Below are 25,405 nucleotides of genomic sequence, written 5' to 3' on the forward strand. Positions count from 1 at the left end.
CGAACTCCCCTGGCTGGTCCGCAGTAACGCGTGGGCTGCGTCTGCGGTGGGCGGGACAGTATCCGAAAGTCTAGTTCGGCCGAGAGCGTTTGTGTACAGCGATCCCTGAACAGCGGGCTTACGGCGCCGCGCACCTTGCGTTAGCCGCGGGAGGGCTAGCCACGGGAAATACGGATCATCTCTTCACGCGGAACAACCTTGATGCGCTCGCGGACCACGCCGTTGCCCGCAGCCTCCGCCTCGCCATCGCCATTGCTTCCTTCGACGCCGGCCGCGGACTCGGACCATGCGGTGCCGAGTGCGATCTCGTGTGCGTCCAAGCGGTTCCACCCTTCCCAGGTGGTGTATTCGATGCCGCGTTCTTCCAGAAGGTCGATGATCGCCTGCGGATCCGGGTTTTCAGCGGGCGGCAGGTTAAGGCGGTCCTCCAGGAGGCAGCCGATGGTTTCCAAAGCATCCCCCTTGGTGTGGCCGATCAGACCGACGGGGCCGCGCTTGATCCATCCGGTCGCATAGATGCCCGGCACGTGCTTGCCGTCGGCGTCCAGGACGCGTCCGCCGTCGTTGGGGATGACGCCGCGGCGGGCATCGTACGGAAGTTCTTCCAGCGGCGAGCCGTGGTATCCGATAGCCCGGTAGACCGACTGCACGGGGTACTCCAGGAACTCCCCTGTGCCCTTAACGTTGCCGGTACCGTCCAGTTCCATCCGCTCAAACTTGATGGCGGAGACTTTGCCGGGGTTCTGGGGAGAATCGAGGATTTCCACCGGGCTGTGCAGGAAGTGCAGGTGCAGGCGCCGGGAGGACGGCTCCTCAGCTTCGGCGTGCTCCTCCACCAGCCAGTTGGTCAGCGTGTTGACCATGGTCTTGATCTGGTTGTTGCTCCGGATGGCTTCGTCGGAAGCTTCGTCGAACTCGAAGTCCTCCGGGTACAGCACGATGTCCACGTCATCGCAGTGCGACAATTCGCGAAGTTCCAAGGGCGTGAACTTTACCTGGGCGGGGCCGCGGCGCCCGAAGACGTGCACGTCGGTGACGGGAGACTTCTTGAGGCCTTCGTAGACGTTCGCCGGAATTTCGGTGACGAGCAGTTCTTCGGGGTGCTTTACCAGCATCCGGGCCACGTCCAGAGCCACATTTCCGTTTCCGATGACGGCGATTTCCTTGGCGTCGAGGGGCCAGTCACGGGGAACGTCGGGGTGTCCGTCGTACCAGGACACGAAGTCGGCGCCACCGAACGAGCCCTCAAGTTCAATGCCGGGGATGTTCAGGTCCGCGTCCTTGATGGCTCCGGTGGAAAAAATCACGGCGTCATAGAAGGAACGGAAATCGTGGAGCGTCAGGTCGCGGCCGTAGGTCACATTGCCCAGGAAGCGGATGTCGCCGCGGTCCAGCACCTTGTGCAACGCATTGACGATGCCCTTGATGCGCGGGTGGTCAGGAGCAACGCCGTAGCGGATCAGACCATAGGGCGCCGGGTAGGCCTCAAAAAGGTCAATGCTGACCTCGACGTCTCCACCTTTGACTTCGTTGGATTTGGTCAGGATGTCCGCGGCGTACACGCCGGCGGGCCCTGCGCCGACGATGGCAACGCGAAGCGGACGTTTGGGGGTGGTGGCTGAGTTGGACACCGTGAGCCCTTCCGAAGCAGTGAGCCACGCCGCTGGTTGGGGCGCGCAGATTCCAATTCTAGAGGCCGACCCTACGCCCGGCGGCTCATATGGCAGGAGTCACAAGATTTCCTAAAATTGAGTTCAACATTGCGGAATATTGCGCCTTTGAGCGGTGTTGCCGATTTTGTGTCGACACCCGAGCAAATCACCGCAACCTCATCGTCTCCAGCACAGCCAACGACGGCGGCTCATGGGAGCGGCGGTGAAGACGCCGGCGGCGTCAAGTCCGTGAGGAGCGAGTCGACGGCGGGAATCCTGTTCGGCATCGGCGCTTACGGACTGTGGGGGCTGCTTCCCCTGTATTTCTTCGTGTTGATGCCGGCCGGTGCGATCGAGATCGTTGCGAACCGGATTGTCTGGTCGTTGCTTTTCTGCGCGCTGCTGATCACCATCACCCGGGCATGGAGAGTCCTCGGGAGGGCGTTGAAGGATCGCGCCGTGTTTGGCTCACTGGCCTTGGCTGCCGGCCTCATCGCGGTCAACTGGCTGACATATACCTTCGGTGTCACCACGGGCCATGCCGTGGAAACGTCGCTTGGTTACTTCATCAACCCGCTGGTCTCGGTGCTTTTGGGCGTCTTTGTCCTGAAGGAGAAACTCCGGCCCCTGCAATGGACGGCAGTGGGAATCGGCTTCGTGGCAGTGGGAGTCCTGACCTTCTCCTACGGCCAGCTCCCGTGGATCGCCTTGATCCTCGCCTTCAGCTTCGGCCTCTACGGATTCGTCAAGAAAAAGGTGGGCCCCAGGGTTGATGCGCTCACGAGCCTGACGGTCGAAACCGTCGTCCTGGCGCCCTTTGCCGCCATCACTATGGTTGTCCTTGGAGTAACAGGCGCAGCCACTCTGACCACCCTTGGTGCGGGGCACTTCTGGCTGATCGTGGCCTCCGGCGTCATCACAGCCGTCCCTCTGCTGTTCTTCGGCGCCTCTGCCCGGCGCTTGCCCATGACCACCATCGGCTTGCTCCAATACTTCGCCCCGGTCCTGCAGTTCATTGTTGCCCTCACCGTGTTCAACGAGGCCATGACCTCAGCCCGCTGGATCGGATTCTGCGTGGTGTGGCTGGCCCTGGTGCTGCTGACCATCGACATGTTCCGCACTGCCCGGAAGAACTCGGCGTTGAAGAAGCAGGCGCGGCTCGAAGCTGCATAGGCCTGAGCACTTTTGTTCAATTCTGTTGAGGTGCCCCTGAAGCGGACATATTGTTGCGGAAACTTCCCCAACAACAGTCTTGAACGGAGCAGTTTTGAACGTTATTGGAACCCCCATGAGCCGCAGGACCCTCTTCAGAACCGCCGGGGCCGCAGCACTTGCCGGCCTCCTGCTATCCCAAGCAAACGCTTCCCATGCAACATCCGTACCGGGGTTGCAGGAACTCATCGACCGCCGGCGCCTCGTCCTTGTTGGAGGCCGGAGCGCCGCAGGAATACCTGAACTCGCGGCGCAGCTTGAGGGCATGGGCCAGACTGCCGGTAAGTGGTGGGCAGCCATGGACAAAGCCCCCGTCAGGACCTCACTGTGGAGCGATATACCCCTCACGGGCATCGGGCAGTCTGCCGCTGCGACCGGCAACATGGGCCTGCACTTCAACCGCCTTTATGACATGGCATTGGGCTACGCCGTCCCGGGTAATCCGTACGCCGGCAACCCCGAACTGGCCGCAGACGTGGTGGCTGGCCTGCAACTCCTCAACGACACTGCGTACAACCCCACAATCCGCGCGGCGGGCAACTGGTGGTTCTGGGAAATCGGTGTTCCCCGGAGGACCGTGGACATCCTCACCCTCCTGCACGCCGAAGTCCCCGAAGCCCTGCGGACCTCCCTCTTGGCGGCGGTGCGGTGGTTCGCGCCCAACCCGAATTGGCGCGGTCGTGCTACGACGCTGGCCGAGACCGGCGCCAACCGCGTGGACAAGTCCCTTGCCTGCTGCATGCGCGGGATCCTGGACAACAATACGGATGAGATTGCCTTGGGACGGGATGCCCTGAGCGACGCGGCCGGTGCCGGGAAGAACAGTGTTTTCACCTACGTGAGCAGTGGGGACGGCTTCTACACGGACGGTTCCTTCGTGCAGCACTCGTACCTGCCTTACGCGGGTACCTATGGCGTGGTGGCCTTGGCCGGCATCGCCGAGATCATCGCGATGCTCGGTGGAAGCGCGTGGTCCGTGAGCGATCCCAAACGCTCGATCCTGCTGGACGCTGTGGAAGCCACGTACGCGCCGTTCGTCTGGGACGGCCGCATCATGGACACCATTCGTGGGCGTGCAGTCTCCCGGCAGCGCGAACCGGATTATGTGAGCGGCTTCGCACTGATCTCCGCTGTGTTGTTGCTGGCACCCGGCTGCGACGAGCCGTACAGGTCGCGTTTCCTGGCTTTGGCCAAAGGGTGGCTCGAGCGCTGTGCGGACCAGAAGCTCGTGGGTCACCCCACGCAAAGCCTGGCGAAGTCATTGCTGTCCTTCGGTGTCCTATCCAACAACGCGGTGGTCTCCGCGCCCGCACCCGTTTACAGCCGGATGTTCGCGGACCAGGACAGGTTGGTCCACCATCGGCCTGCCTGGGGCTGTACTGTCAACCTTTCCTCCAAACGGATCGGCCGCTACGAGTGGGGCAACAGCGAGAACAACCTGGGGTGGTACCAGGGCGATGGAATGACTTTCCTGTACACGCGCCAGGACCCGTCGCAATTCAGTGCGGACTTCTGGCCGACCGTGGATCCCTATGCACTGCCCGGCACCACCGTCAACAATCAAGTCCGCGCGAGCGGAGCGGGAAGCGCAGGTACCGGCATCCCCCGGGCCTTCCAGGCTTTCGCCGGAGGCCTCGCAGTGAACGGGCGATGGGGTGTCATCGGTATGGATCACCTCAACCACAACATGACCCTGTCCGGCCGGAAGTCCTGGTTTTTCCTGGATGATGCGTTGGTTTGCCTCGGCGCGGGCATTACCGGCACAGGCGGCGCCGAAGTTCACACCACCATCGAGAACAGGTCTTTCGCCGCCGGCTCTGTTCCCGTCGTGCGGGCCGACTCCCGGATCCGGAGCCTGGCCCGGGGGATTCACCGGTACCCGTCAAACGCTCCGCGCACTTTGACGGGCACGGTGGCTACGTTTTCCTGGATGCGCCGGGAGTCTCGGGAGAGCTGGAACTTGAAATCGTGCGCAGGACCGGTAGTTGGTATGACATCAACTCGGGGGCCGATACCGGTGGCAGCAAGGATCCCGTTTCCCGTGATTACGTGACCATCACCCACCGCCACGGCAAAGACCCTGCAGGTTCCGGCTACGCATACATGGTGCTGCCTGCCGCAAACCACGACGCCACGTTCTACCAGTCCGCTTATCCCGATGTGAAGGTCCGGGCAAACTCGCCCGAAGTGCAGATGCTGGAGGTTTCCAAGGACAAGCTCGTCCTGGCCAACTTCTTCGCGGCCGGTTCCGGTGCCGGGTATGCGGCATCGGGCCCTTGCGCCATAGCCGCCCACCAGGTGGGAGGCAGACTCTCCGTCTCGGTTGCCGATCCGTCACGTACACAGGGCAGTGTCCGCCTGACTCTGCCGGGGTCATGGGCAAGGGTGGTCCAGGCGGACGAAGGTGCAACGCTCGTTGCCGGCAACACCATTGAAGTCCAACTCAACGGACATGGCCACCAGAAGAACCTGACGCTGGGCACCTAGGCGGGAGTCCGCCGTCGAGCGCGAACCCACTGCAAATACGCGAAAGGAGGGCCGGGATGGAACCCGGCCCTCCTCATGCGCAAGAGAGCTTAAGCGTTGGCCTTGATGGCCTTCGCGAGGACGTCGAGGCCATCCAACAGCAGTTCGTCGCTGATGACCAGCGGCGGGAGCAGGCGGATCACGTTGCCGTAGGTGCCGCAGGTCAGGATGACCACGCCTTCCTGAAGGCAAGCGGCCGCCACGGCCTTGGTGAGCTCGGGGTTCGGTTCCTTGGAACCGGGCTGAACGAGTTCGATGGCGAGCATTGCACCGCGGCCGCGGACGTCGCCAACCACGGAAACTTCAGCAGCCAGTTCACGGAGCTTGCCCAGGGCGAGTTCCTCGATGTGGCGTGCGCGGCCGTTGAGGTCGTGCTGTTCCATGGTCTCAATCGCGGCGAGTGCTGCTGCGCAGGCAACCGGGTTGCCACCGTAGGTACCGCCGAGGCCGCCGGGGTGGACAGCGTCGAGGAGGTCGGCGCGGCCCGTGATGGCGGACAGCGGCAGGCCTCCTGCGATGCCCTTGGCCATGGTGATGATGTCCGGGACAACACCTTCATGGTCAACGGCGAACCATTCGCCGGTGCGGCAGAAGCCGGACTGGACCTCGTCGGCGATGAAGACGATTCCCTTTTCCTTGGCCCATGCGGACAGTGCCGGGAGGAAGCCCTCGGCCGGCACGATGAAGCCGCCTTCGCCCTGGATCGGTTCGATGATGATCGCGGCAACCTGGTCGCCACCGATCTGCTTCTCGATCATGGTGATGGCACGCTTGGCGGCCTCGGCACCGGTGATTTCCGGGTTCTCTTCGCGGAACGGGTAGCTCATGGGCATGCGGTAGACCTCGGGCGCGAACGGGCCGAAGTTGGTCTTGTACGGCATGGCCTTGGCGGTGAGGGCCATGGTCAGGTTGGTGCGGCCGTGGTAGGCGTGATCGAAAGCAACCACGGCGTCGCGGCCGGTTGCCAGGCGTGCAACCTTGACGGCGTTCTCCACGGCTTCGGCACCGGAGTTGAACAGCACGGTGCGCTTTGCGTGGTCACCCGGGGTGAGGCGGTTGAGCTGCTCGGCCACTGCGACGTAGCCCTCGTACGGGGTCACCATGAAGCACGTGTGGGTGAAGTGCGTGGCAGCTTCCTGGACGGCGGCGACGACGGCGGGATCGGAGGCGCCGACGCTGGTCACTGCGATGCCGGAGCCGAGGTCGATGAAGGAGTTGCCGTCAACGTCGCGGATGATGCCGCCGTCGGCGTCCTCAACGTAGACGGGGACGCCCGAGGCGACGCCGGCAGCGACGACGGCCGAGCGGCGCTCGTTCAGTGCCTGCGACTTGGGGCCGGGGAAAGCGCCGTTGATGTTGCGCTTCTGCTCGATCCGGTACGAGAGTTCGTTCGCGGTGGTGGTCATGGAAATAGGCCTTTCGTAAGAACGGGGAGAACTAGGCGAAGAAGTCAGGCATCGAGTGCAGACATCACGTGCTTGATGCGCGTGTAGTCCTCGACGCCGTACATGGAGAGGTCCTTGCCGTAGCCGGACTGCTTGAAGCCGCCGTGCGGCATCTCTGCCGTGAGGAGGATGTGCGTGTTGATCCAGACCGCACCGAAGTCCAGGTCGCGGCTCATGCGCATGGCCGTGCCGTGGTCCGTGGTCCAGACGCTGGAGGCCAGGGCGTATTCGACGTCATTCGCCAACTCAAGCGCTTCGGCTTCGGTGCTGAACTTCTGGACAGTGATGACCGGACCGAAGGTTTCCTTCTGCACGATGTCGTCCGTCTGCTTGGCTCCGGAGATGATGGTGGGCTCGAAGAAGAAGCCCTTCTCGCCTGCACGGTGGCCGCCGGTCTCGATCTTGCAGTTCTCCGGGAGGTTCTCCACCACGGAGGTCACCGCGTTGAAGTGGTTCACGTTGTTGAGCGGGCCGAAGTAGTTGTCTTCGTCGTTCTGCGAACCGGTCTGCAGGGTCTTGGTGTGTTCCACCATGGCTGCAACCATGTCGTCGTGGATCTCGTCCTCGATCAGGACGCGGGTGATCGCGGTGCAGTCCTGGCCGGCGTTGAAGAACGCGAACTCGGCAATGGCCGCGGCGCTCTTCTTGATGTCGGCATCCTTGAAGACGATGGCCGGAGCCTTGCCGCCAAGTTCCAGGTGGGCGCGCTTGAGGCCCTTCGCCGCACCGCTGGCAACGGCGATGCCGGCACGGACGGAGCCGGTAATGGAGACGAGCCCGGGAACCTTGTGGTCCACCATCATGGCGCCGGTTTCGCCGGTGCCGAGGACGACGTTGAGGACACCGGCGGGGAAGATTTCGCCAGCCAGGCGTGCCAAAACCAAGGTTGATTCCGGGGTGGTGTCCGAGGGCTTCAGGACAACGGTGTTGCCGGCAGCCAACGCGGGACCGATCTTCCAGATGGCCATCAGGAACGGGTAGTTCCACGGTGCAACCTGGGCTACGACGCCGATCGGTTCGCGGCGAACGTACGAGGTGTGGCCCTCGAAGTACTCGCCTGCCGACTTGCCTTCCATGATGCGTGCAGCGCCGGCGAAGAAGCGGAGCTGGTCGGCACCGGCTGCGACTTCCTCGGAAGCAATGAGGGAACGGACCTGGCCCGTGTTGCGGTGCTGGGCGTCAACCAGTTCGTCACTGTTGGCCTCGACCGCGTCGGCGAGCTTGAGGAGCATCAGCTGGCGCTGGCCCGGGGTGACGTGCTTCCACGTCTTGAAGGCTTCCTTGGCTGCGGACATCGCAGCGTCCACGTCGGCCTGCACCGAAATGGGCGACTTGGCCACGATCTCCCCGTTGGTGGGGTTCACGATGTCCAGGAGACCCGTACCTGCCGGCGTAACGAATTCGCCGTTGATGAAGTTCTGCAAGGTTTGAACCACGGTGTGCAACCCTCTTTCGGTGTTTGGGCATGGGTTTTTGCTGATCAGAGCCTATGCCAGGGGAGGGTGGCAAGGAATAGTCAGCTGCACACTCAGGCACCCTCCCCTTAGTGCGCTTGACCAGCGCCGGGTTACGCTTGTAACCATGGCAATGTCCCTCGCTTCGCTCGTCGCTGTCCCCTCACTGAAACTCCGCAAGACCGGCCTGGCCGAGACCACGTGGAACCAGGACATCAGCTGGGTGGCCGTGACGGAACTCGAGGATCCGCAACGTTTCCTCAGCGGTGGCGAGCTTGTCCTGACCACTGGACTTCGACTCAAGAGCGCGGCCGACCAGCGCCGCTTTGTCCGCCAGGTTCAGCGCGCCGGCGCCGTGGGCATTGGCTTCGGCATCGGGCTGACGCACGAATCGGTTCCCGAGGCCCTCATTGCAGAAGCCAACCGCTGGGGCTTGCCCTTGGTGGAAGTCCCTTATGAGATCCCCTTTATCGCGATCGGAAAGCTCGTTGCCGAGTCCCACTCCGCCGATCACTACTCCAACCTCGAACGGCTCCTGGCGGGGCACCAGATCCTGGCCCGTTCGCTCCTCACCGGCGGCGGGCTCGGCGAACTGCTCAAGCAGTTGGGCAGCATGTTGCGTACGGACGTGGTGCTCACCCAGTTCAGCGCGCAGCTCTACAACAGCGTCCCCGGAAAACCGGCCCCGACGGCGGATGGTTGGGCTTCGTACCCGATTCCCACCGGCCGCAGGGACGCCTGCACCCTGTGGCTGCGGCAGCCGTTCGTCGACTCCGGGATCGTGAGCTACGCGCAGAACCTCATCAGCGTGGAGCTCAACAACATGGTGAAGCAGCGCCAGGCCCAGCGGGCCATGGCCGGCCAGGTGCTGGACGACGTCATCCACGGCACCCTGGAAACCATCGAAGCCGCTCGCCGACTGGCTGGCGTGGGCATCAACAGCACCAGGAAGAACGTGGTGCTGGTTGCAGAGTCCACGGCCCACCACAAACAACTGGTCAGCATTTCGCTGCCGCAATCGCTGGAAGCGGGCGTCAGCGCCGTCGTCGGAAAGGACCTGGTGACGGTCATCGCTGACGACGGCAGCTCGGCGACCGCCCTCGCCAAGAGCCTCAGCGACCATCTGCAGGAGGCCGGAATCCACGCGGTGATCGGGATCGGCGGTGCCTACACCAAGCCGAACGGCCTGCGGTGGAGCTACTTCGAAGCGCGGGACGCTGTGGCCCACGGCTTGCCCGTCAATGAGCCGGAACGTTTGAGCCTGACCTCCCTGCTGCTCGCGAGCGAGGACGTTCCGCTGGCCGACATGGCCAGCGAGTCGCTGACCCCGCTGCGGAAATTTGATGCCGCCCACGGGGCGGAATTGGTGGCCACGCTGGAAAGCTACCTGAACCACAATGGCTCCGTTGCCGCCGTCGCCGAGGCCCTCACCCTGCACCGCAACACGGTTCGGTACCGCTTGGCACAGATCACGGAACTCACGGGATACGACCCTTCGCAAACGCAGGATCGCGTCCAGTTGTGGCTGGCTTTGGCGGTCCAGAGACTGGGCTCGCGCAACCCGCGGTAGAGCGTTCGACGACGGCGGCCGCGCCGCCTTCGGAGATGGCGTGGAGAGGTTCGCCACAAAGTTCTAGACATTAGACGTCAAACGTCTAACCTTTAACCATGGCTGCGACGACCCCTCTGACTCCCTCGACAGGAAACATCCCCACGATCCCCCCCGCCAGCGTGGCGCATGCCGTACCGGCCGCCCAGGCACCCAAGACGCGCGTCGTCGCCGTCGTTGGCATCATCGCCGTAGTGCTCATCGGCTTGAACCTGCGCGCAGGCATTACCAGCGCAGCAGCGCTGTTCCACGAGTTGCAGCAGGTCCTGGGCTACGGCGCCGTGGTGGCGTCCGTCCTGCCTTCCATTCCGTTGCTCTGCTTCGCGGTGGCCGGGATGGCGACGTCGTGGTTGACCCGGCGTGTGGGGGTCGAAAAAGCCATCTTCATTGCCTTGGCGCTCCTTGCCGGCGGCCTGTTGGTGCGCGGCGTTCCGGTGACAGGTGCGCTGTTGGGCGGCACGGTCCTGGCCATGTCCGGCCTTGCCGTCTGCAACGTGGCCATGCCGTCTTTCATCCGTGAACACTATGCGGACCGCACGTCCATGATGACCGGGCTCTACACCTTCACGATGTCCGGCGGCGCAACCTTCGCCGCAGCCGTCAGCGTTCCCCTGGCCCAGCAGCTCGGTTCGCCCTCCATGGGCTTGGCCGCGTGGGGACTCCTGGGTGTCGCTGCCCTCCTTGGCTTCCTGCCCGTGGTGCTGCACTCACACCGGAACGCACCCAAGGCGGAGCGGGCGATGGTGTCCATGTGGCCGCTCCTGCGCACCAGGCTCGGCATCCTTATCACCGCCATCTTCACGTTCCAAGCCTTCCTTGCCTACGCGGTGATGAGCTGGTTCGCGTACATCCTGACCTCGCAGGGCTTGAGCGCATCGGAGAGCGGCCTGCAATTCGGTGTCATGCAGTTGGTTTCCGTGGCCGCAGGAATGATCCTGCTCGCTTTCGGTTCGCGGCCCGGCATGCTCCGGCCGGCGTTGTACCTTGCCAGCAGCTCCACCTTGCTGGCAATCGCCGCGATGGTGTGGCTCCCCACGTCCCTTGCCGTCATCCCGGCCGTCCTCTTCGGCTTCGGCTTGGGCATTTTCCCGCTCGTCCTGGTGATCATCAGCCGCAGTGGAAAGTCGACGGCGGAAACCACCGCACTGTCCACCATCGCCCAATCGCTGGGATACTTGATTGCGGCAATCGGGCCCTTTGGCATGGGGCTCCTCCACAGCGCCACGGGCGGGTGGGTGCTGCCGTTGAGCCTGCTGTCGATCGTGGCCGTGGCCCTCATGATCACCTGCCACCTGCTCACCAGCAAACGCACTGCATCAAAGACCGGACCGAGGACAGCATGACCCTGACCCCTTCACATCGCCCGGCCCTCGCCGAGGAGATCACCGCAAAGTTGCGGGACATGATCAAGTCCGGTGAATGGCCACTGCAGGAACGCATCCCTGCGGAGCCTGAGTTGATGAGCACGCTTGGCGTCTCGCGGGGAACGCTGCGCGAGGCCATCAAGGCCTTGGCGCATTCCGGAATGCTGGAAGTCCGGCGCGGCGACGGCACGTATGTCCGGGCGAACAGCGAGATGTCCGGCGCAGCCCAGCGCATGTACCAGGAGCACACGCAGGAGCACATCGTGGAGGTGCGGCTCGGCCTGGACACCCAGGCTGCCCGCCTCGCCACCAAGCACGCCACGGTAGAGGACATCGCCGAAATGCGACGCCTCCTGGCGCTCAGGCATGACTCTTGGCAGGCGGAGGACTACCCCACGTGGGCGCGTGCCGATTGGGATTTCCACGAACGCGTTGCCTTGGCGTCCGGAAACCCGCTGCTGCATCAGTTGTACGTCTCCTTCGGCGGTGTCTTCCACAACGACCTCCTCCGCCAGCAGCGCAAGGGTGGCTTCAACGGAATCCCCCGCGAAGGGCACGACGAACTGGTGGACGCCCTTGAGGCACACGATCCCGATGCCGCCGTTTCGAGCGTCTACAGGAACCTGGACTTCTGCGCGGACAAGAGCCCGCTGAACCCCTGACCCCATGCAGGCCACTGTTCTCCGTCGTTGCCCCGGCCGCGCAGGCGACGTGGTTATGACGTCACGGTGATCCCGGCTCCGGCTGCGTCCTTGTACCGCGCGTTGATCAACACGACCTTCCGGCCGGCCCGGTCCAGCAAACTTGCGGCGACGCTTGCCCGGTAACCTGTGGCGCAATGAACCCAGATGCGGCATTGGGGAAGCTCCGTGATGCGCTGCAACAGGCCATACACGGGGACGTTCAGGGCATCCTTGATGTGGGAAACTTCAAATTCGTCCGGCCGACGCACGTCCAGCACCACATCCTCCGGCCGCCTATCTTTCAAAAGGGTTCCCCAGTCCCCGTGCGGATACCTGGAATGCGGAGAGCCGGGTGCCAAGGCCCCCACCCCGCCGTCGCCTTCTTGTCCTCCAGGTCCATGCACGACGGCGGCTTCCGGCCTTTCGATGCCAATCCTCGCCAGGTCCCGGATCGCCTTCCCGACTTCTTCCTCCGGGCCCAGCAACGTCAGGGGTTGCTGCCACGGAATCACCCAACCGATGTAGCTGGTGAAATTGCTGCCGGAGCCGTATTCGAAACTCACGCTGCCGTGAAGATGGTTGTTCGCGAAGGCCACCCGGTGTCGCAGATCCACCACCCACTCCCCTGCGTTCAGCCGGCGAGAGAGTTCGGCGGGATCTACGGAGTCAGGAAGTGCCAGCTGCACCGGTCCGGGACCAGCGGCATTGAGGGGGCTCATGTGAGCGTAATAGGCAGGGTACTCCGTGATGTTGGCCAGCAACTCGGCCACAAAATGGTCTTCGCTCGGGTCCGTCAGCGCGTGGTTTTGTGCGGCCTGCTCGCCGATCGTCGACTTGCCCAGCCGGCTGGCTGGACCGATCGAACAGAAGGACCCGAAGCCGTGGGTCGGATACAGCGCAGCATTCGGCGATGCAGAGGAAGCAAGCCTGCGGACGGACGAATACTGCTCATGGGCGAGTTTCGCTGTGTCATTGGGTGAGACGAGGTCAGTCCGCCCGACTGAACCGTAAAGCAAACTGCCGCCGGAAAACACGGCCTCCGTGCCGCCGTCGTGCGTGTCATCGCGCACCACGTACGAAAGGTGCGTGTGGGTGTGGCCTGGTGTCGCGACCACGCGTACCTGCAGGCGCCCAACGGACAGGACCTGTCCGTCACTCACGGGAAGCCGGTTGAAGGACACGGCGTCCGCGGCGTTCACCAGGTACGTAGCGCCGTGTTTTTGCGCCAGGACCAGGCCACCCGTGACGTAGTCGTTGTGGAGGTGGGTTTCGGCGACGTGGGTGATCCGCAGACCGGCCTCTGCAGCCGCCGACTCGATCCTGTCGATGTCCCGTTGGGGGTCGATAACCAAGGCCACTGAACCGTCGTGCACCAAGTAGCTGCGGTCCCCCAAAGCGGTTGTTTCAATGACGACGACGTCCATGATTCAGGGTACCGCTGAAGGTTAAACCACAGCGGGGCCACCCACCTCATATGGATGACCCCGCTGTTGCAGGAACTAGACTTGGGCGGCTACGCCGTCGCGGGAGATGTTCACCATGTCCTCGCGGGGCACAACCTTGATGCGTTCACGGGCGACCTCCACGCCATGGGAGGTGCCGGCTTCGGTGGCTGCGGCGCCGAGCGCGAGTTCGTGGGCGTCAAGGGCCAGCCAGCCTTCCCAGCTGGTGAACTGCACGCCACGGGAATCCAGGAGCTCCACTACGGCATCTGCCGCGGGAACCTCGGCGAACGGCAGGTTTTCGCGGTCCTCCAGGAGGTAGGTAACGGTCTCGAGTGCGTCACCCTTGGTGTGGCCGATGAGGCCCACGGGACCACGCTTGATCCAGCCCGTTGCGTAAAGGCCCGGCACGTGCCGGCCGTCGGCGTCCAGGACGCGACCGCCGTCGTTGGTCACGACGCCCTTCTTGTGGTCGAACTCGACGTCCGGCAGGGCAGAACCGAAGTAGCCGATGGCGCGGTACACGGCCTGGACCGGGTAGTCGATGAACTCGCCGGTGCCGCGGGCGTTGCCCGTGCCGTCCAGCTCCGTGCGCTCGAACTTGATGCCTGCAACCTTGCCCGGGGTCTCCGGGGAGTCGACGATCTCCACCGGGCTGTGCAGGAAGTGCAGGTGGAGGCGGCGCGAAGCCTTGAGCTCGGAGAGGTCTTCCGGCTGCTCCGCGATCCAGTTGGTCAGCGTGCCCACCATGGTCTTGGTCTGGTTGTTGGTCTGGACCTGGCGGTCGGACTCTTCATCGAACTCGAAGTCCTCGGCGTAGAGGATGATGTCAACGTCCTTGGAGTGCGAGAGTTCGCGGAGTTCCAGCGGCGTGAACTTCACCTGGGCCGGGCCACGGCGGCCGAACACGTGGACGTCGGTGACCGGGGAGTTCTTGAGGCCGGCGTAGACGTTGTCCGGGATTTCGGTAACCAGCAGGTCATCGGCGTGCTTGGACAGGACGCGGGCAACGTCCAAGGCCACGTTGCCGTTGCCGAGGACTGCGATCTCCTTGGCGTCCAGCGGCCATTCGCGGGGAACGTCGGGGTGGCCGTCGTACCAGGAGACGAAGTCGGCGCCGCCGTAGGAACCCTCGAGCTCGATGCCGGGGATGTTCAGGTCCGCGTCCTTGATGGCGCCGGTGGCGAAGATGACGGCGTCGTAGTGCTTGCGGAGGTCCTCGATGGACAGGTCCGTGCCGTAGTCCACGTTGCCGAAGAAGCGGATGTCGCCGCGGTCCAGGACCTTGTGCAGGGCGTTCACGATGCCCTTGATGCGGGGGTGGTCCGGGGCAACGCCGTAGCGGATCAGGCCGTACGGTGCCGGGTAGCGGTCAAAGAGGTCGATGCTGACGTTGAGCTCACCGCTCTTGACGGCTTCGCTCTTGGTCAGGATGTCAGCTGCGTACACGCCGGCAGGGCCGGAGCCAATGACGGCGACGCGAAGCGGACGGTCCGCAGAACCTACGGGGGTGCTAATTGACACGGCTGTGTTCCTTCTTCTGTTCAGGCCTCCCAACTGAGTCGCAATAGTGCGCGTTTTGAGGGCTCAAAACGTGCTCTACTGCTACTTAGTTGGGCCGGGGGCTAGTTGGTGCGGACGCGTGGACGGTTGGGGGTAATGGTGCTGTAGTCAGCGGTCTTGAAATGCTGTGGGGCGAACGGGCTGACGCGGACAACATCGCCGATCACGATGACTGCCGGATTGGCCACGCCAACGGCGTCCGCCTGGTCCGCTATGGTCCCCAACGTGCCGATCGTGACGCGCTGGTCCGGCAAATACCCGTTCTCCACGATACCTACTGGAGTGTCCAAAGGCAGACCCGAGCCCGCCAGCGCCGCCGCGGACTCCCGCAATTGCGCCACTCCCATGAGCAACACCACAGTGTGATCCGGGCGGGCAGGGACTTCGGACAACTCTTCATGACCGGTGACAACGCTGAAGCCCTTGGCCAGACCGCGGTGCGTCACCGGGATGCCGGCGGCAGCGGGAACCGAAATCGCGGACGTCACACCGGACACAACTTCAACTTCGACGCCGTTCCGCCGGCAAAATTCTGCTTCCTCACCACCGCGTCCCAGGACGTAGGGGTCACCGCCTTTGAGGCGGACCACGCGGTTGCCCTTGAGGGCTTCCTCCACGAGGATGCGGTTGATCTCAAGCTGCGGGACAGGATGGTGGCCAGGCGTCTTACCCACCTCGATCACGCGGACGTCAGGCGCCAGTTCCTTGAGCAGCTCGCGAGGGCCAAGACGGTCTGCAACCACGACGTCGGCCTGGCCCAGCAAGCGGCGGCCGCGGACTGTGATGAGTCCCGAGTCGCCGGGACCGCCTCCGATGAGTGCTACCGAACCGGCACTTGATGGAAGACCCGGCTTGCGGTGGCGGCGAAGCGGAAGGTCGCCCGTTTCAAGCGCCGTAGCCACGGCATTGCGGAGTGCCATGGCCCGGCGCGGGTCTCCCCCGGCGTTGATGGCGATCTTGACGTCATCCACCACGGCAACGGCGGGAGTCCACGCAGCAGAAGCTTCATGGTCGGAGGCGTTGACGCACCAAAGCCGCTGCGCCTCGGCGTCGGCGGCTACCTGGGCGTCCACAGCGGAAGTGCCGGTAGCAGTCTGGACGAACCAAACGCCGTCGAGATCTTCCGTGCGGTACTCCCGCGGCTCCCAGGTGAGGAGGCCGGAGTCGGCGAGTCCGCGAAGGTTTTCAGTGGCAACCGGTGCGACCACGGTGACTTTTGCACCGGCGTCGAGCAGTCCCTTGGCGCGGCGCTCCGCGACGGGGCCGCCGCCCACAACCAGCACCGGGCGGCCGAGCAGCCGGAGTGCTGTGGGATAAATGTCCTGTATTGCCATGAAAAAACTGTAGGGCTGCGCCGTAACATGCTTCAAAGGCTCGGAAACACCCGGTAACGCTGGGTAATTTGGCGTCATATACGGGATTTCGGGTTTCCGTGCTGATCCGCGGAACTGCGGAGTCTCAGCGGTTCTTGAGCCCCAGGTAGTAGGCCCGCTGCTCTTTGCCCAGATGCTCGATCGCGTAACGAAGCGCCGTCCGCGGCATGGTGGCTGCATGCTCGTCGAGGAAGGCGAGGAGGCGCTCGCGGCTGCTGCGTCCGGCATCCCGGACCCAGCCGCCCACCGCTTTGTGGATGAGGTCCTCTTTGTCATGGAGCAGGATCCCGGCGATCGCGAAGGTATCGTCCAGCTGGCCCTCCCTGATGAAGGCCGATGTGGCAACGATGGCCGTGCGGCGCTCCCACATGTTCCGGGAACGCGCCAGCTGGTAGAGCGGATCGCGCGGCTTGTCCATGAGCCAGCCGCCCACAACCTGCCCCGCAGCCAGGTCCACGAGGTCCCAGTTGTTGATGCGGTCGTGCCGCCGCAGGTAGAGATCATAGAGTTCGTGGCGTCTTTGCTCGGGGGTCTTTTTCTTCTGGGCCTGCAGCGCCATGATTTTCACGGCCCCCGCCCTGGCCTCGTGGATATCTTCTTCCAGGAGCTTCTCGATGTCCTTCAGTTCCATGGCCACGAACTCTTTGCTCAGCGTGAATACCTCGCCCATGCGCACGCCCATGAAAAAATCACCCTCGGCATAGTCCCCCTTGCCTGTCTTGAAGTAACGCTGGTACTTGGCTTGCTCCACGTCCGACTGGCGGATTCTCAGGCGCTCCAAAAATGCGAGGGCGGTGGGCCGGGTTCCCGGCGCCGGTGCGGCGGGCTTCCTGGGGGCGTTTCCGTCTTTGGGCGCTTTTCCGTCCTTGAGGATCATGCCTCCATCATGCGCTTAAAACACGGACCATCCAGTGCGGGTGGTGAATTCGTCCAGGGCAGCAACCCCGGCAACGGAGTTGCCTGACTTGCCCAGGCCCGGGCTCCACACGCTGATGGAGCATTTGTTGGGGACCACGGCAACGATTCCGCCGCCGACTCCACTCTTTCCTGGAAGCCCCACCCGATAGGCGAACTCGCCGGCGGCGTCGTATGTTCCGCAGGTCAGCATGACGGCGTTGATCCGCTTGGTCTGGGCCGGAGAGAGCAACAACCTTCCATCGGCCCCCAGCCCGTTGGCAGCGAGGAACCGGGTTGCAAGTGCAAGGTCCTCACACGTCATGGCAACGGCGCACTGCCTGGCGTAGGAATCAAGGACGTCGTCCACGGGGTTCTCCAAGTTGCCGCAGCTTGCCAGGAAATGGGCCAAGGAGGCATTGCGATGTTTGTTGTCCAGCTCCGATTTCGCCACACGCAGGTCGGATTCGATTCCAAGGTTGCCCGTCTCCTGTCGCATCAGATCACGGACCGCCTCCGCGGCATTGCCTGTCAGACTGAGGAGCCTGTCCGTGACAACGATCGCGCCGGCGTTGATGAACGGGTTGCGGGGTATGCCGTCCTCGCTCTCCAACTGGACCAAGGAATTGAACGGGTTGCCCGAAGGCTCGCGGAACACGCGCTTCCATATACGGTCGCCCTCGGCAGCCAATGTCAGGGCCAAGGCAAAAACTTTGGAAATACTCTGAATGGAGAACTCCACATGGGCATCCCCGGCCGAGAACACTTCGCCTTCCCGTGTGACCAACGAGATCCCGAATTGATGTGGATCCACTGCACCGAGCTGTGGGATGTAATCGGCGACTTTTCCTTCGCCGACATGCGGCCGAACAGCTCCGACAATGTCCTCGAGAAGGTTCTGAATGTCCATGGTGCAACCTTTGCTTTCTGCGTCGCCCCTCGTCATTGAAGGGCGTTTCGGGCGCAACTGCGTTCGGGCGTATCCGGGTTTGCGCGCAGTTGCGCTCAGCCAGCAACAATACCGGCGTTTAGTGCGGGGTGATTCCAGGGACAAGAGTCGTACGAACCCAGCCGCATCTTGAGGCTCAGTGCCGGGTCCTCTCCCTCTTCGGATTCCAGCCGATAGCCGGCGCGATGTGCTTGGCGACGTTACCCAGGAGCTTTGCGTTGTAGTCCACCCCAAGCTGGTTGGGCACGGTCAGCAGGACAGTATCGGCAGCCCGGACTGCTGCGTCTTTCGCCAATTCTTCAGCCAACTCATCCGGCGCCCCGATGTAGCTCCTCCCGAAACGGGACAACGCGCCGTCGAGAATCCCCACCTGGTCCTGCCTGTCCGCCTGGGCGCGCAGGCCGAAGTAGTGGTTATCCTGCTCGTCGGCTATGGGAATCACGCTTCGGCTGACCGAGATCCTCGGTTCAAAATCGTGTCCGGCCGCTGCCCAGGCTTCGCGGAACAGGGCGATCTGTTCTGCCTGCAGTTCATCGAACGGGACGCCCGTATCCTCGGTCAGGAGGGTGGAACTCATCAGATTCATGCCCTGTTCCGCTGCCCAGATGGCCGTTTTCCTGGTACCGGCACCCCACCAAATTCGCCGCGAAAGTCCGGGTGACTGCGGCTGGATCGGCAGTAGTCCGGTTGCCCCGCCAGCGTAATGCGGATCCGCCTCCGCAACACCGTGTCCGGCAATGGCCCTGCGGAAGAGCGCTGTGTGGCGACGTGCCATGTCGCCGGCGTCCTCGCCCTCTGCCGGGAGGTACCCGAAACTCGCTGCACCGTTTTTAGCGGGCTCGGGTGAACCACGGCTCACACCGAGCTGCAGCCGGCCGTCGCTGATCAGGTCAGTGGCAGCGGCTTCCTCTGCCATGTAGAGAGGGTTTTCGTAGCGCATGTCGATCACGCCGGTTCCCATCTCGATCCGGGTGGTACGCGCAGCAATTGCACTAAGTAGCGGGAATGGCGACGCCTGCTGCCGGGCAAAGTGGTGGACGCGGAAGAATGCGCCATCGATACCCAGTTCTTCTGCGGCCACGGCGAGTTCAATACCTTGCTTGAGGGCCTCGCCGGCAGTGGGTACCAAAGAACCCGGGACCTTGGCCCAGTGACCGAAGGAGAGGAAGCCGATGCGTTTCATATGCACGTTGGGAACAACGCACTCCTGTGCCGGCTCATTCCTCACTCAGCACGGCGATAGTGCATGGAGACCGCGCCGTTTGTGAGCGGGGCGGCCGAGATCAGTTCGAGGCGTCGGGTTGCGGGCAGTCCGCCTTCGTACAGGGTGGGGCCGTGGCCGGAGATCCTGGGATGGACGAGGAACTTGTACTCGTCGATCAGGTCCAATCGGTCCAGCTCTGTTGCCAGTTTCCCGCTGCCCACAAGCAGCCCCTTGGGAGTCCTATCCTTGAGCTCCTGCACCGCAGCGCGCAGGTCTCCGACGACGTGGTGACTGTTGTTCCACGGGAAATCGTTCCGCGACGACGACACCACGTACTTGGGCTTGGCATCCAGCTTCAGTGCCCACTCGAGCAGCGCCGGCGGCACATCGACCTCACCGCGTGCCACCGCGGGCCAGTAGCTCTCCATCATTTCGTAGGTGGTGCGGCCCCAAAGCATAGCGCCACTCTCGTCCATGATGCGGGTGAAGTGGACGTGCGTCTCGTCGTCGGCAATACCCTCCCGGTGGTCGACGCAGCCATCCACAGTGACGTTGATACTGAACGTTAGAAGGCCCATTCGTCGATTCTAGGACCACGAGGGCCTGACCGGATCATACAGTTGCCCGGCGAAGCAAGCGCACGTGTACCCCTCCATGATGAAGCCAGTAGCCTTGAAGGAAACAGTGAGGAGGACAGCCATGGCAACACACCTTTACCGTCATGGTTCCTCCCTGCGCACGGTAACTCTCCTGGTTGCCGTAGTCGCCCTCATCACTGGGCTCTTGGGCATGCATGTCCTTATCGGAACGAATGCCGCCCACTCGATTGCGGCCGAGGCTGCTCCTGCGCCATCAACTGTTCATGACAGCCACCCCGATGCGGGTTGCTGCGGCAACTGCTCCGGTGGGCACTCCGTCACCACGAATTGCATTCCCCATCTTTCCGCCACAGGCCTTGCCGCGCCGGAACCGGGCGGGACTGTGAGCATCTCCACCCCATTGCCTGCTATCCCGGGCAGCATGTGGATCATGTCCGGCCATCACCCGGGCAGTCCTTCCCCGGGCGAGTTATCCATCAGCAGAACGTAGAACGCCGGCCACACGGACAGGCACCTGTCTGTATTCCAGTCGCCAAACACCTCTACCGGGCGCCTTTGCGCCCTCCACTGCTAAGGACTCGATCTCCATGAATACGAAGAAATACCTGCCCCTTGCCGCCACAGCCGTTGCCGGCGCCATTGCCCTTGCCGGCTGTGGCTCCTCCGGTAATTCCGGCACCTCGCCTTCCATGCCGGACATGCACCATGGCAGCTCCAGCGCCTCCTCCGCCCCGTCCTCCGGCAACACTGCCGGAGACCATAACAGCGCGGACACGATGTTCGCCCGGATGATGATTCCGCACCATGCACAGGCCGTGGAGATGTCCGACATCATGTTGGCCAAGCAAGACGTCCCCGCCGCGGTGATTGACCTGGCCGAACGGATCAAGGCCGCACAAGGTCCTGAGATCGAAAAGATGACCGGCTGGCTCCAGTCCTGGAACGAGTCGGCCACCATGTCCGCAGGCGGCCACGGTGGCCATGGCATGGAAGGCATGATGACCGACGCCGACCTTCAGAAGCTTCGCGATGCCCAGGGCACGGAAGCCGCCCGGTTGTTCCTGACCCAAATGATCGCGCACCACGAAGGCGCGGTCAGCATGGCCCGGGATGAGACAACCCATGGAACCAACCCCGAGGCCGTCCAGCTCAGCAAGGACATCGTGGCGTCGCAAGAGAAGGAAATCCAAGAGATGAAGGACCTCCTGGCCGGTCTGTAGCCCCCCTCCAACGCTCTCTCACCGATGACCCCCTTCAGGCGAACCGTCTCTCACCCGGTGATAGAGGGTTGCCCGAAAAGGGGCCATAGGTGAGCGAGCGTTGGTGGTTTAGGTAAGGCAAAAGCCCGACGGCGGGAGGTCGCCGTCGGGCTTTTGCATCGCGTTCGCGTGACGTCGGGTGGGTTAGCGGCTGCTTCCCGCGAGCAAACCGCGGCGCTGCAGAAGGCGCTTCTCGATCGGGCCGAACACGAGGAGCTCGATGAGGATGCCCACGAACAAAATCAGGAGAATCGCGGACATCACCACGGCCATGTCGGACAGGAGCCTGCCTTGGTCGAGCAGCGAACCGAGGCCGAAGCCGATAGTGCCGCCCACAGCGATAATTTCCGCGGCCATGAGGGAGCGCCACGAGAAAGCCCAGCCCTGCTTCAGGCCGCCGATGTAGCCGGGAAGGGCCGCGGGAAGCACAATCTGTAAGGCCATCTGCAACCGGTTGGCACCGAGGACCGTTCCCACACTGCGGTACTGCGGAGGGATCTGGTCCACGCCGGAAATCAGGCCGTTGATGATGGACGGGATCGCGCCCATGAAGACCACAAAGTAGACGGTGGCGTCCGTCAGGCCGAACCAGATGATGGCGGCCGGAACCCAGGCCACGGACGGCAGGACCTGCAAACCGGAAATGAGCGGGCCGAAGGCACGGCGCAACGGAGCAACCTGCGCCAGGATCAACCCGATCGGGGTGGCAATGACAACGGAGATGAGGAAGCCAACCACGCCGCGTTGCAGCGAGGTCCAAACCGCTTCCTGCAGCTTGCCCTCGCCCCACAAGGTGAGGAACTGGTTGAAGACATCCACGGGCCCGGGAACGAGGTCGCGCCGCTTGAACTCCAGCGACACATAGAACTGCCATGCGAGAACAAGGACAACCAGCGCCACCACGGGAAGCAGCACGCGCTTCCACTCGATGCCTCCCCGGCGCCCGGTGTCCAGTTGGAGGTTGTCCAAACCGGCTTCCAAGTCGCGGAGCTCGGAGGCGTTTCCCTTCAGCGACGGCGAGGTGATGTGGTTGGAGTCAGTCACGGGCTGGGTCCGCTCTTCGGTGGTAGTCGGGTTACTTGGCATGGCGGCGGATCTCCTCGCGAAGTCGGCGGGTAATGACGCCGGTCAGCTCCCCAGCGCGGCCAGCATCAGTACGGTGCTCCTCGGTGACGTCCCATTCGGCAACCACCCGGCCGGGGCGCGACGACAAAAGCAGCACGCGCTGGCCCAGTCGAACAGCTTCGCGCACATTGTGGGTGACGAACACAATGGTGCGGCCGGTTTCCTTCCAAATGCGCTCAAGCTCGTCATGCAAGAGGTCTCGGGTGATGGCGTCCAGGGCAGCGAACGGCTCGTCCATCAACAACAACTGCCGGTCCTGGGCGAGCGAACGCGCCAGGGCAACGCGCTGACGCATGCCTCCGGACAACTCGTGGGGACGCTTGTCGCCCGCGCCTCCCAGGTGGACGAGCTCCAACAGCTCAGTCGCACGGGCGCGTCGGCTCGCTTTGGTGCTGGACTTGTCCGCCAACTGCAGCGCGAGCTCGATGTTGCCGCGGGCGGTCAGCCATGGGAACAGCGCAGAGTCCTGGAACATGAAGGCCGCACCGTCGCTGGGCACCTCTAAAGCGCCCGACGTCGGGTGCTCAAGTCCCGCCATGATGTTCAGGAGGGTGGACTTGCCGCAGCCCGAGGCTCCGAGGAGGGCAACGAATTCGCCCTTCCCGATGGTGGCGTTGACGTTGTCCAGCACGGGGGCGCCGTCGCCGAAGCGCTTACCCAGGTTCTCCAGTACGACTGGCATGGTCCCGTCCTTCGTTTTGTTGATTCGTGTAGCTGCTTAGTCCTGGCCGAGGCCGGCGGCGGAGGTCTTTTTGCCTTCGACCTCGTTGAGGGTGCGGAGGTCGAAGATGCCGTTGATGTCGGCTTCCTTGGTGGTGCCGGCCTTGACGCCGTCCTCGAGGAGCTTCTTGTACGTCCCGGCCAGCGGGTCGGTGGTGAAGGTGATGTTCTGCAGGGCACGCTCGATCACGTTGCCCGGAAGCGGCTTGCCGGCGGTGTCCTTCAGCACGGCGTTGATGGTGCTGGCCTTGTCCGCCGGGGACGCGTTGTTCAGCCACTTCACGGACTCCACGTGGCCCTTCAACAGCGCCTTCACCGTCTCGGGGTGTTCGGCGGCGAACTTCTTGTTCACGATCAGGATCGTGGTGGTGAACTCACCCTTGTCCCACAAGTCCTTCTCGTCCACCAGGACCTTCGCCCCGGCCTCAAGCACCAAACGCGAGGCCCACGGCTCAGGCAACCACGCGCCGTCGAGCTTTCCATCCTGGAACAGCTTCAGCGCCTGGGCGTTTTCGGTCGGGTTGATGTTCACATCACCGCTGCCGTCCACGTTGGTCTTGTAACCCTGCTCCCCCAGCCAGGCCCGCAACGCCACATCCTGCGTCCCGCCAAGCTGCGGCGAGGCCAGGACCTTGCCCTTGAGGTCGGCCGCGGAGGTGATCTCCGGCTTCACCACCAACTGCGCACCACCTGCCGCCGCGCCGGCGATGATGCTGATGGACTCGCCGTTGCTCTTCACGAACGAGTTGATTGCCGGGTTCGGGCCAATATACGTGGCGTCGATCGCGCCGGCGTTCAGCGCCTCAATCGCGGCCGGGCCGGCGTTGAAAATCTGCGTGCTGAGCTTCGTATCGCCCAGTTCCTTCGCGATGATGCCCTGGCTGATACCCACCAGCGCCGGAGCATGGGTCACGTTGCTGAAATAGCCGAGCTTGAGCTCAACCGCGGGCGACGTCGCCGCAGCCGGTGCGGCCTCGCTGCTCCGGGAAACGGCTGACGCCACGGCTGCGCCGGCACCGATCAGCAGGACCAGGCCCACGGCCAGGGCGATCTCAAGGGTGCGGCGGCGCTTGGGCTTGGTGGTCTCACCGGCGACGATGCGGATGGTGCCGGGTTCGGGTTTTTGTGACTCGGGGGTGTTTGCCATGGGGAGGTCCTTAGTGAAGCCGGATGCGAAGAGGGCGAAGATCAGGCCCCGTGACATCGCCCGTTCAAGGCAAGGCAGGACCAATCCGAAGAGGTCATGCCTTCACAGTAGGGACTGTCATATTTCCGCTTCAATCCCACAGAAACCAAGCTTCACGCAGGGTCACGTGGCGTCATATTCGCTGCCAGGTCTTCAATGTCGTGCGGCGTTGTGCGGCAGCACCCGCCGATGAGCCGCGCCCCCAACTGACGCCAGTTCGCGGCGTTGCCGGCGAGGGTTGCTCCGCCTTGTCCCGCGGGCCCGGGTCCCGGGGCGGCTTGTCCCGCGGCGGCAGGTCCCCAGGTCTTGGTCACGGCATCGTACGTCTCCCCCGAATTCGGATACGCCACCAAGGCCGCGTCCGTGGCGTCCCGCAGGGCGCCCAGTGCGGGAGTCACCAGCTCCAGCGGAACGCAGTTAACCCCGACGGCGACCACGCGCGGTTCCGCGCGGAGCAGCGCCGCCACGTCCGCAAGGGGCGTTCCGTCGCTGATGTGCCCACTGTCGCGGAGCGTGAACGTAAACCAGGCATCGACGTCGAACTCCGTCACGAGCTGCAGCAGCGCCTCCGCCTCGGCGAACGACGGCAGTGTTTCGCACGCGAGAAAGTCCACTCCGGCGTCCACCAACGCAGCGATCCGTGGACGGTGGAAATCACGGAACTCCACCGCAGAAAGGGTGTAGTCGCCGCGGTATTCGGAGCCATCAGCAAGATATGCGCCGTACGGACCCACGGACCCGGCAATCAACAGAGGCCCCGAGGCAGGGTTCTCCGCGAGGTATTCCTGCCGGGCTTCGTCGGCCAGCCTGACGCTGCGGGCCACCAGTTCCAGGGACTCCTCCACGGAAAGCCCACGCTGCGCAAACCCCTGCGGAGTCGCCTGGTAGCTGGCCGTGATCGCTACGGAGGCACCGGCGTCGTAATAATCGCGGTGGACCTGCTTGATCAGGTGCGGCTGCTCCAGCAGCACCTTGGCCGACCACAGGGCGTCCTCAAGGTCACAGCCGTGGGCTTCCAATTCCGTGGCGAGGGCACCGTCGAGGACGAGGTCCTTACCGGCGTCCAAGAGTGTGCTGAGGGTGGTGTTGCGAGGCATGTCATGCTCCTGCTTCAGAGGGTCAAAGGAAAAACCGCAGCTTGTCCGG

The 25,405-nt window shown here is 63.6% G+C and carries 22 protein-coding genes; 8 read left to right on the top strand and 14 right to left on the bottom strand.

Features of this window, described 5'->3' with window-relative positions:
• Nucleotides 1–155: 155 nt before the first annotated feature.
• Nucleotides 156–1,631: an FAD-dependent oxidoreductase gene (locus AB0N65_RS13685; protein ID WP_364162320.1), complete on the bottom strand. Its 1,476-nt coding sequence runs from the start codon at nucleotides 1,629–1,631 to the stop codon at nucleotides 156–158.
• 129 nt (nucleotides 1,632–1,760) lie between these two features.
• Between AB0N65_RS13685 and rarD the strand changes: the two genes are divergently transcribed.
• The 3 genes from rarD to AB0N65_RS13700 all read left to right on the top strand — a co-directional run bounded on the left by rarD (nucleotide 1,761) and on the right by AB0N65_RS13700 (nucleotide 5,351).
• Nucleotides 1,761–2,825 (top strand): EamA family transporter RarD, encoded by a 1,065-nt coding sequence (gene rarD, locus AB0N65_RS13690; RefSeq protein WP_364162486.1) that lies wholly within the window; start codon nucleotides 1,761–1,763, stop codon nucleotides 2,823–2,825.
• Nucleotides 2,826–2,940: 115 nt separating this feature from the next.
• Nucleotides 2,941–4,917, top strand: a complete 1,977-nt coding sequence (locus AB0N65_RS13695) for a polysaccharide lyase 8 family protein (protein WP_364162322.1) — start codon at nucleotides 2,941–2,943, stop codon at nucleotides 4,915–4,917.
• Nucleotides 4,818–5,351, top strand: coding sequence for a polysaccharide lyase beta-sandwich domain-containing protein (locus AB0N65_RS13700; protein WP_364162489.1), 534 nt, complete (start codon nucleotides 4,818–4,820; stop codon nucleotides 5,349–5,351). Before AB0N65_RS13695 ends, AB0N65_RS13700 begins: the two co-directional genes overlap by 100 nt.
• An 89-nt stretch (nucleotides 5,352–5,440) precedes the next feature.
• Here AB0N65_RS13700 and gabT read toward each other — a convergent pair whose 3' ends face one another.
• Together gabT and AB0N65_RS13710 are read right to left on the bottom strand one after the other, a co-directional pair.
• Complete coding sequence (gene gabT, locus AB0N65_RS13705; protein ID WP_364162325.1) at nucleotides 5,441–6,796, bottom strand: 4-aminobutyrate--2-oxoglutarate transaminase; 1,356 nt, start codon at nucleotides 6,794–6,796, stop codon at nucleotides 5,441–5,443.
• Between the two features lie 44 nt (nucleotides 6,797–6,840).
• The gene (locus tag AB0N65_RS13710; RefSeq protein ID WP_364162328.1) at nucleotides 6,841–8,271 is read right to left on the bottom strand and encodes a gamma-aminobutyraldehyde dehydrogenase; all 1,431 of its coding nucleotides are present in this window, start codon (nucleotides 8,269–8,271) and stop codon (nucleotides 6,841–6,843) included.
• 145 nt (nucleotides 8,272–8,416) lie between these two features.
• Between AB0N65_RS13710 and AB0N65_RS13715 the strand changes: the two genes are divergently transcribed.
• From AB0N65_RS13715 to AB0N65_RS13725, 3 genes are all read left to right on the top strand, one after another.
• On the top strand, nucleotides 8,417–9,859 hold the full coding sequence (locus AB0N65_RS13715; protein WP_364162331.1) for a PucR family transcriptional regulator ligand-binding domain-containing protein: 1,443 nt from the start codon (nucleotides 8,417–8,419) through the stop codon (nucleotides 9,857–9,859).
• A gap of 98 nt (nucleotides 9,860–9,957) precedes the next feature.
• Complete coding sequence (locus AB0N65_RS13720; RefSeq protein ID WP_364162334.1) at nucleotides 9,958–11,241, top strand: MFS transporter; 1,284 nt, start codon at nucleotides 9,958–9,960, stop codon at nucleotides 11,239–11,241.
• Nucleotides 11,238–11,924: a FadR/GntR family transcriptional regulator gene (locus tag AB0N65_RS13725; protein ID WP_364162337.1), complete on the top strand. Its 687-nt coding sequence runs from the start codon at nucleotides 11,238–11,240 to the stop codon at nucleotides 11,922–11,924. The genes AB0N65_RS13720 and AB0N65_RS13725 overlap by 4 nt, the downstream gene beginning before the upstream one ends.
• 53 nt (nucleotides 11,925–11,977) lie before the next feature.
• Here the strand turns inward: AB0N65_RS13725 and AB0N65_RS13730 are convergent, their stop codons facing one another.
• From AB0N65_RS13730 to AB0N65_RS13760, 7 genes are all read right to left on the bottom strand, one after another.
• Nucleotides 11,978–13,369, bottom strand: a complete 1,392-nt coding sequence (locus AB0N65_RS13730; protein ID WP_364162340.1) for an MBL fold metallo-hydrolase — start codon at nucleotides 13,367–13,369, stop codon at nucleotides 11,978–11,980.
• Nucleotides 13,370–13,444: 75 nt separating this feature from the next.
• Entirely contained in the window at nucleotides 13,445–14,911 is a 1,467-nt protein-coding gene (locus tag AB0N65_RS13735) for an FAD-dependent oxidoreductase (RefSeq protein ID WP_364162343.1), read from the bottom strand.
• A 101-nt stretch (nucleotides 14,912–15,012) separates the two neighbouring features.
• Nucleotides 15,013–16,284, bottom strand: a complete 1,272-nt coding sequence (gene cobA / locus AB0N65_RS13740) for a uroporphyrinogen-III C-methyltransferase (protein ID WP_364162346.1) — start codon at nucleotides 16,282–16,284, stop codon at nucleotides 15,013–15,015.
• A gap of 124 nt (nucleotides 16,285–16,408) precedes the next feature.
• Nucleotides 16,409–17,200 (bottom strand): DNA alkylation repair protein, encoded by a 792-nt coding sequence (locus tag AB0N65_RS13745; RefSeq protein ID WP_364162349.1) that lies wholly within the window; start codon nucleotides 17,198–17,200, stop codon nucleotides 16,409–16,411.
• Between the two features lie 15 nt (nucleotides 17,201–17,215).
• Complete coding sequence (locus AB0N65_RS13750) at nucleotides 17,216–18,127, bottom strand: glutaminase (protein WP_364162352.1); 912 nt, start codon at nucleotides 18,125–18,127, stop codon at nucleotides 17,216–17,218.
• A gap of 175 nt (nucleotides 18,128–18,302) precedes the next feature.
• Nucleotides 18,303–19,349 (bottom strand): LLM class flavin-dependent oxidoreductase, encoded by a 1,047-nt coding sequence (locus AB0N65_RS13755; protein WP_364162355.1) that lies wholly within the window; start codon nucleotides 19,347–19,349, stop codon nucleotides 18,303–18,305.
• Between the two features lie 41 nt (nucleotides 19,350–19,390).
• A complete protein-coding gene (locus tag AB0N65_RS13760; protein WP_364162357.1) occupies nucleotides 19,391–19,948 on the bottom strand; it encodes a dihydrofolate reductase family protein in 558 nt (185 codons plus the stop codon).
• Between the two features lie 121 nt (nucleotides 19,949–20,069).
• On the opposite strand from AB0N65_RS13760, the gene AB0N65_RS13765 reads away from it, so the two are divergent.
• Nucleotides 20,070–20,459, top strand: a complete 390-nt coding sequence (locus tag AB0N65_RS13765; RefSeq protein ID WP_364162360.1) for a DUF6153 family protein — start codon at nucleotides 20,070–20,072, stop codon at nucleotides 20,457–20,459.
• Nucleotides 20,460–20,556: 97 nt separating this feature from the next.
• Nucleotides 20,557–21,189, top strand: coding sequence for a DUF305 domain-containing protein (locus AB0N65_RS13770; RefSeq protein ID WP_364162363.1), 633 nt, complete (start codon nucleotides 20,557–20,559; stop codon nucleotides 21,187–21,189).
• A 183-nt stretch (nucleotides 21,190–21,372) separates the two neighbouring features.
• On the opposite strand, the gene AB0N65_RS13775 is transcribed toward AB0N65_RS13770, so the two are convergent.
• The 4 genes from AB0N65_RS13775 to mmuM form a co-directional block, all read right to left on the bottom strand.
• Nucleotides 21,373–22,314 (bottom strand): ABC transporter permease, encoded by a 942-nt coding sequence (locus AB0N65_RS13775; protein ID WP_364162366.1) that lies wholly within the window; start codon nucleotides 22,312–22,314, stop codon nucleotides 21,373–21,375.
• A complete protein-coding gene (locus AB0N65_RS13780) occupies nucleotides 22,304–23,035 on the bottom strand; it encodes an ABC transporter ATP-binding protein (RefSeq protein WP_364162368.1) in 732 nt (243 codons plus the stop codon). The genes AB0N65_RS13775 and AB0N65_RS13780 overlap by 11 nt, the downstream gene beginning before the upstream one ends.
• A gap of 36 nt (nucleotides 23,036–23,071) precedes the next feature.
• Nucleotides 23,072–24,220: an ABC transporter substrate-binding protein gene (locus tag AB0N65_RS13785; RefSeq protein WP_364162371.1), complete on the bottom strand. Its 1,149-nt coding sequence runs from the start codon at nucleotides 24,218–24,220 to the stop codon at nucleotides 23,072–23,074.
• A gap of 152 nt (nucleotides 24,221–24,372) precedes the next feature.
• Nucleotides 24,373–25,356: a homocysteine S-methyltransferase gene (gene mmuM, locus AB0N65_RS13790; RefSeq protein ID WP_364162374.1), complete on the bottom strand. Its 984-nt coding sequence runs from the start codon at nucleotides 25,354–25,356 to the stop codon at nucleotides 24,373–24,375.
• Between the last annotated feature and the right edge of the window lie 49 nt (nucleotides 25,357–25,405).

The organism is Paenarthrobacter sp. NPDC089322 (genome assembly GCF_040684895.1).
Taxonomy (GTDB): Bacteria; Actinomycetota; Actinomycetes; order Actinomycetales; family Micrococcaceae; genus Arthrobacter.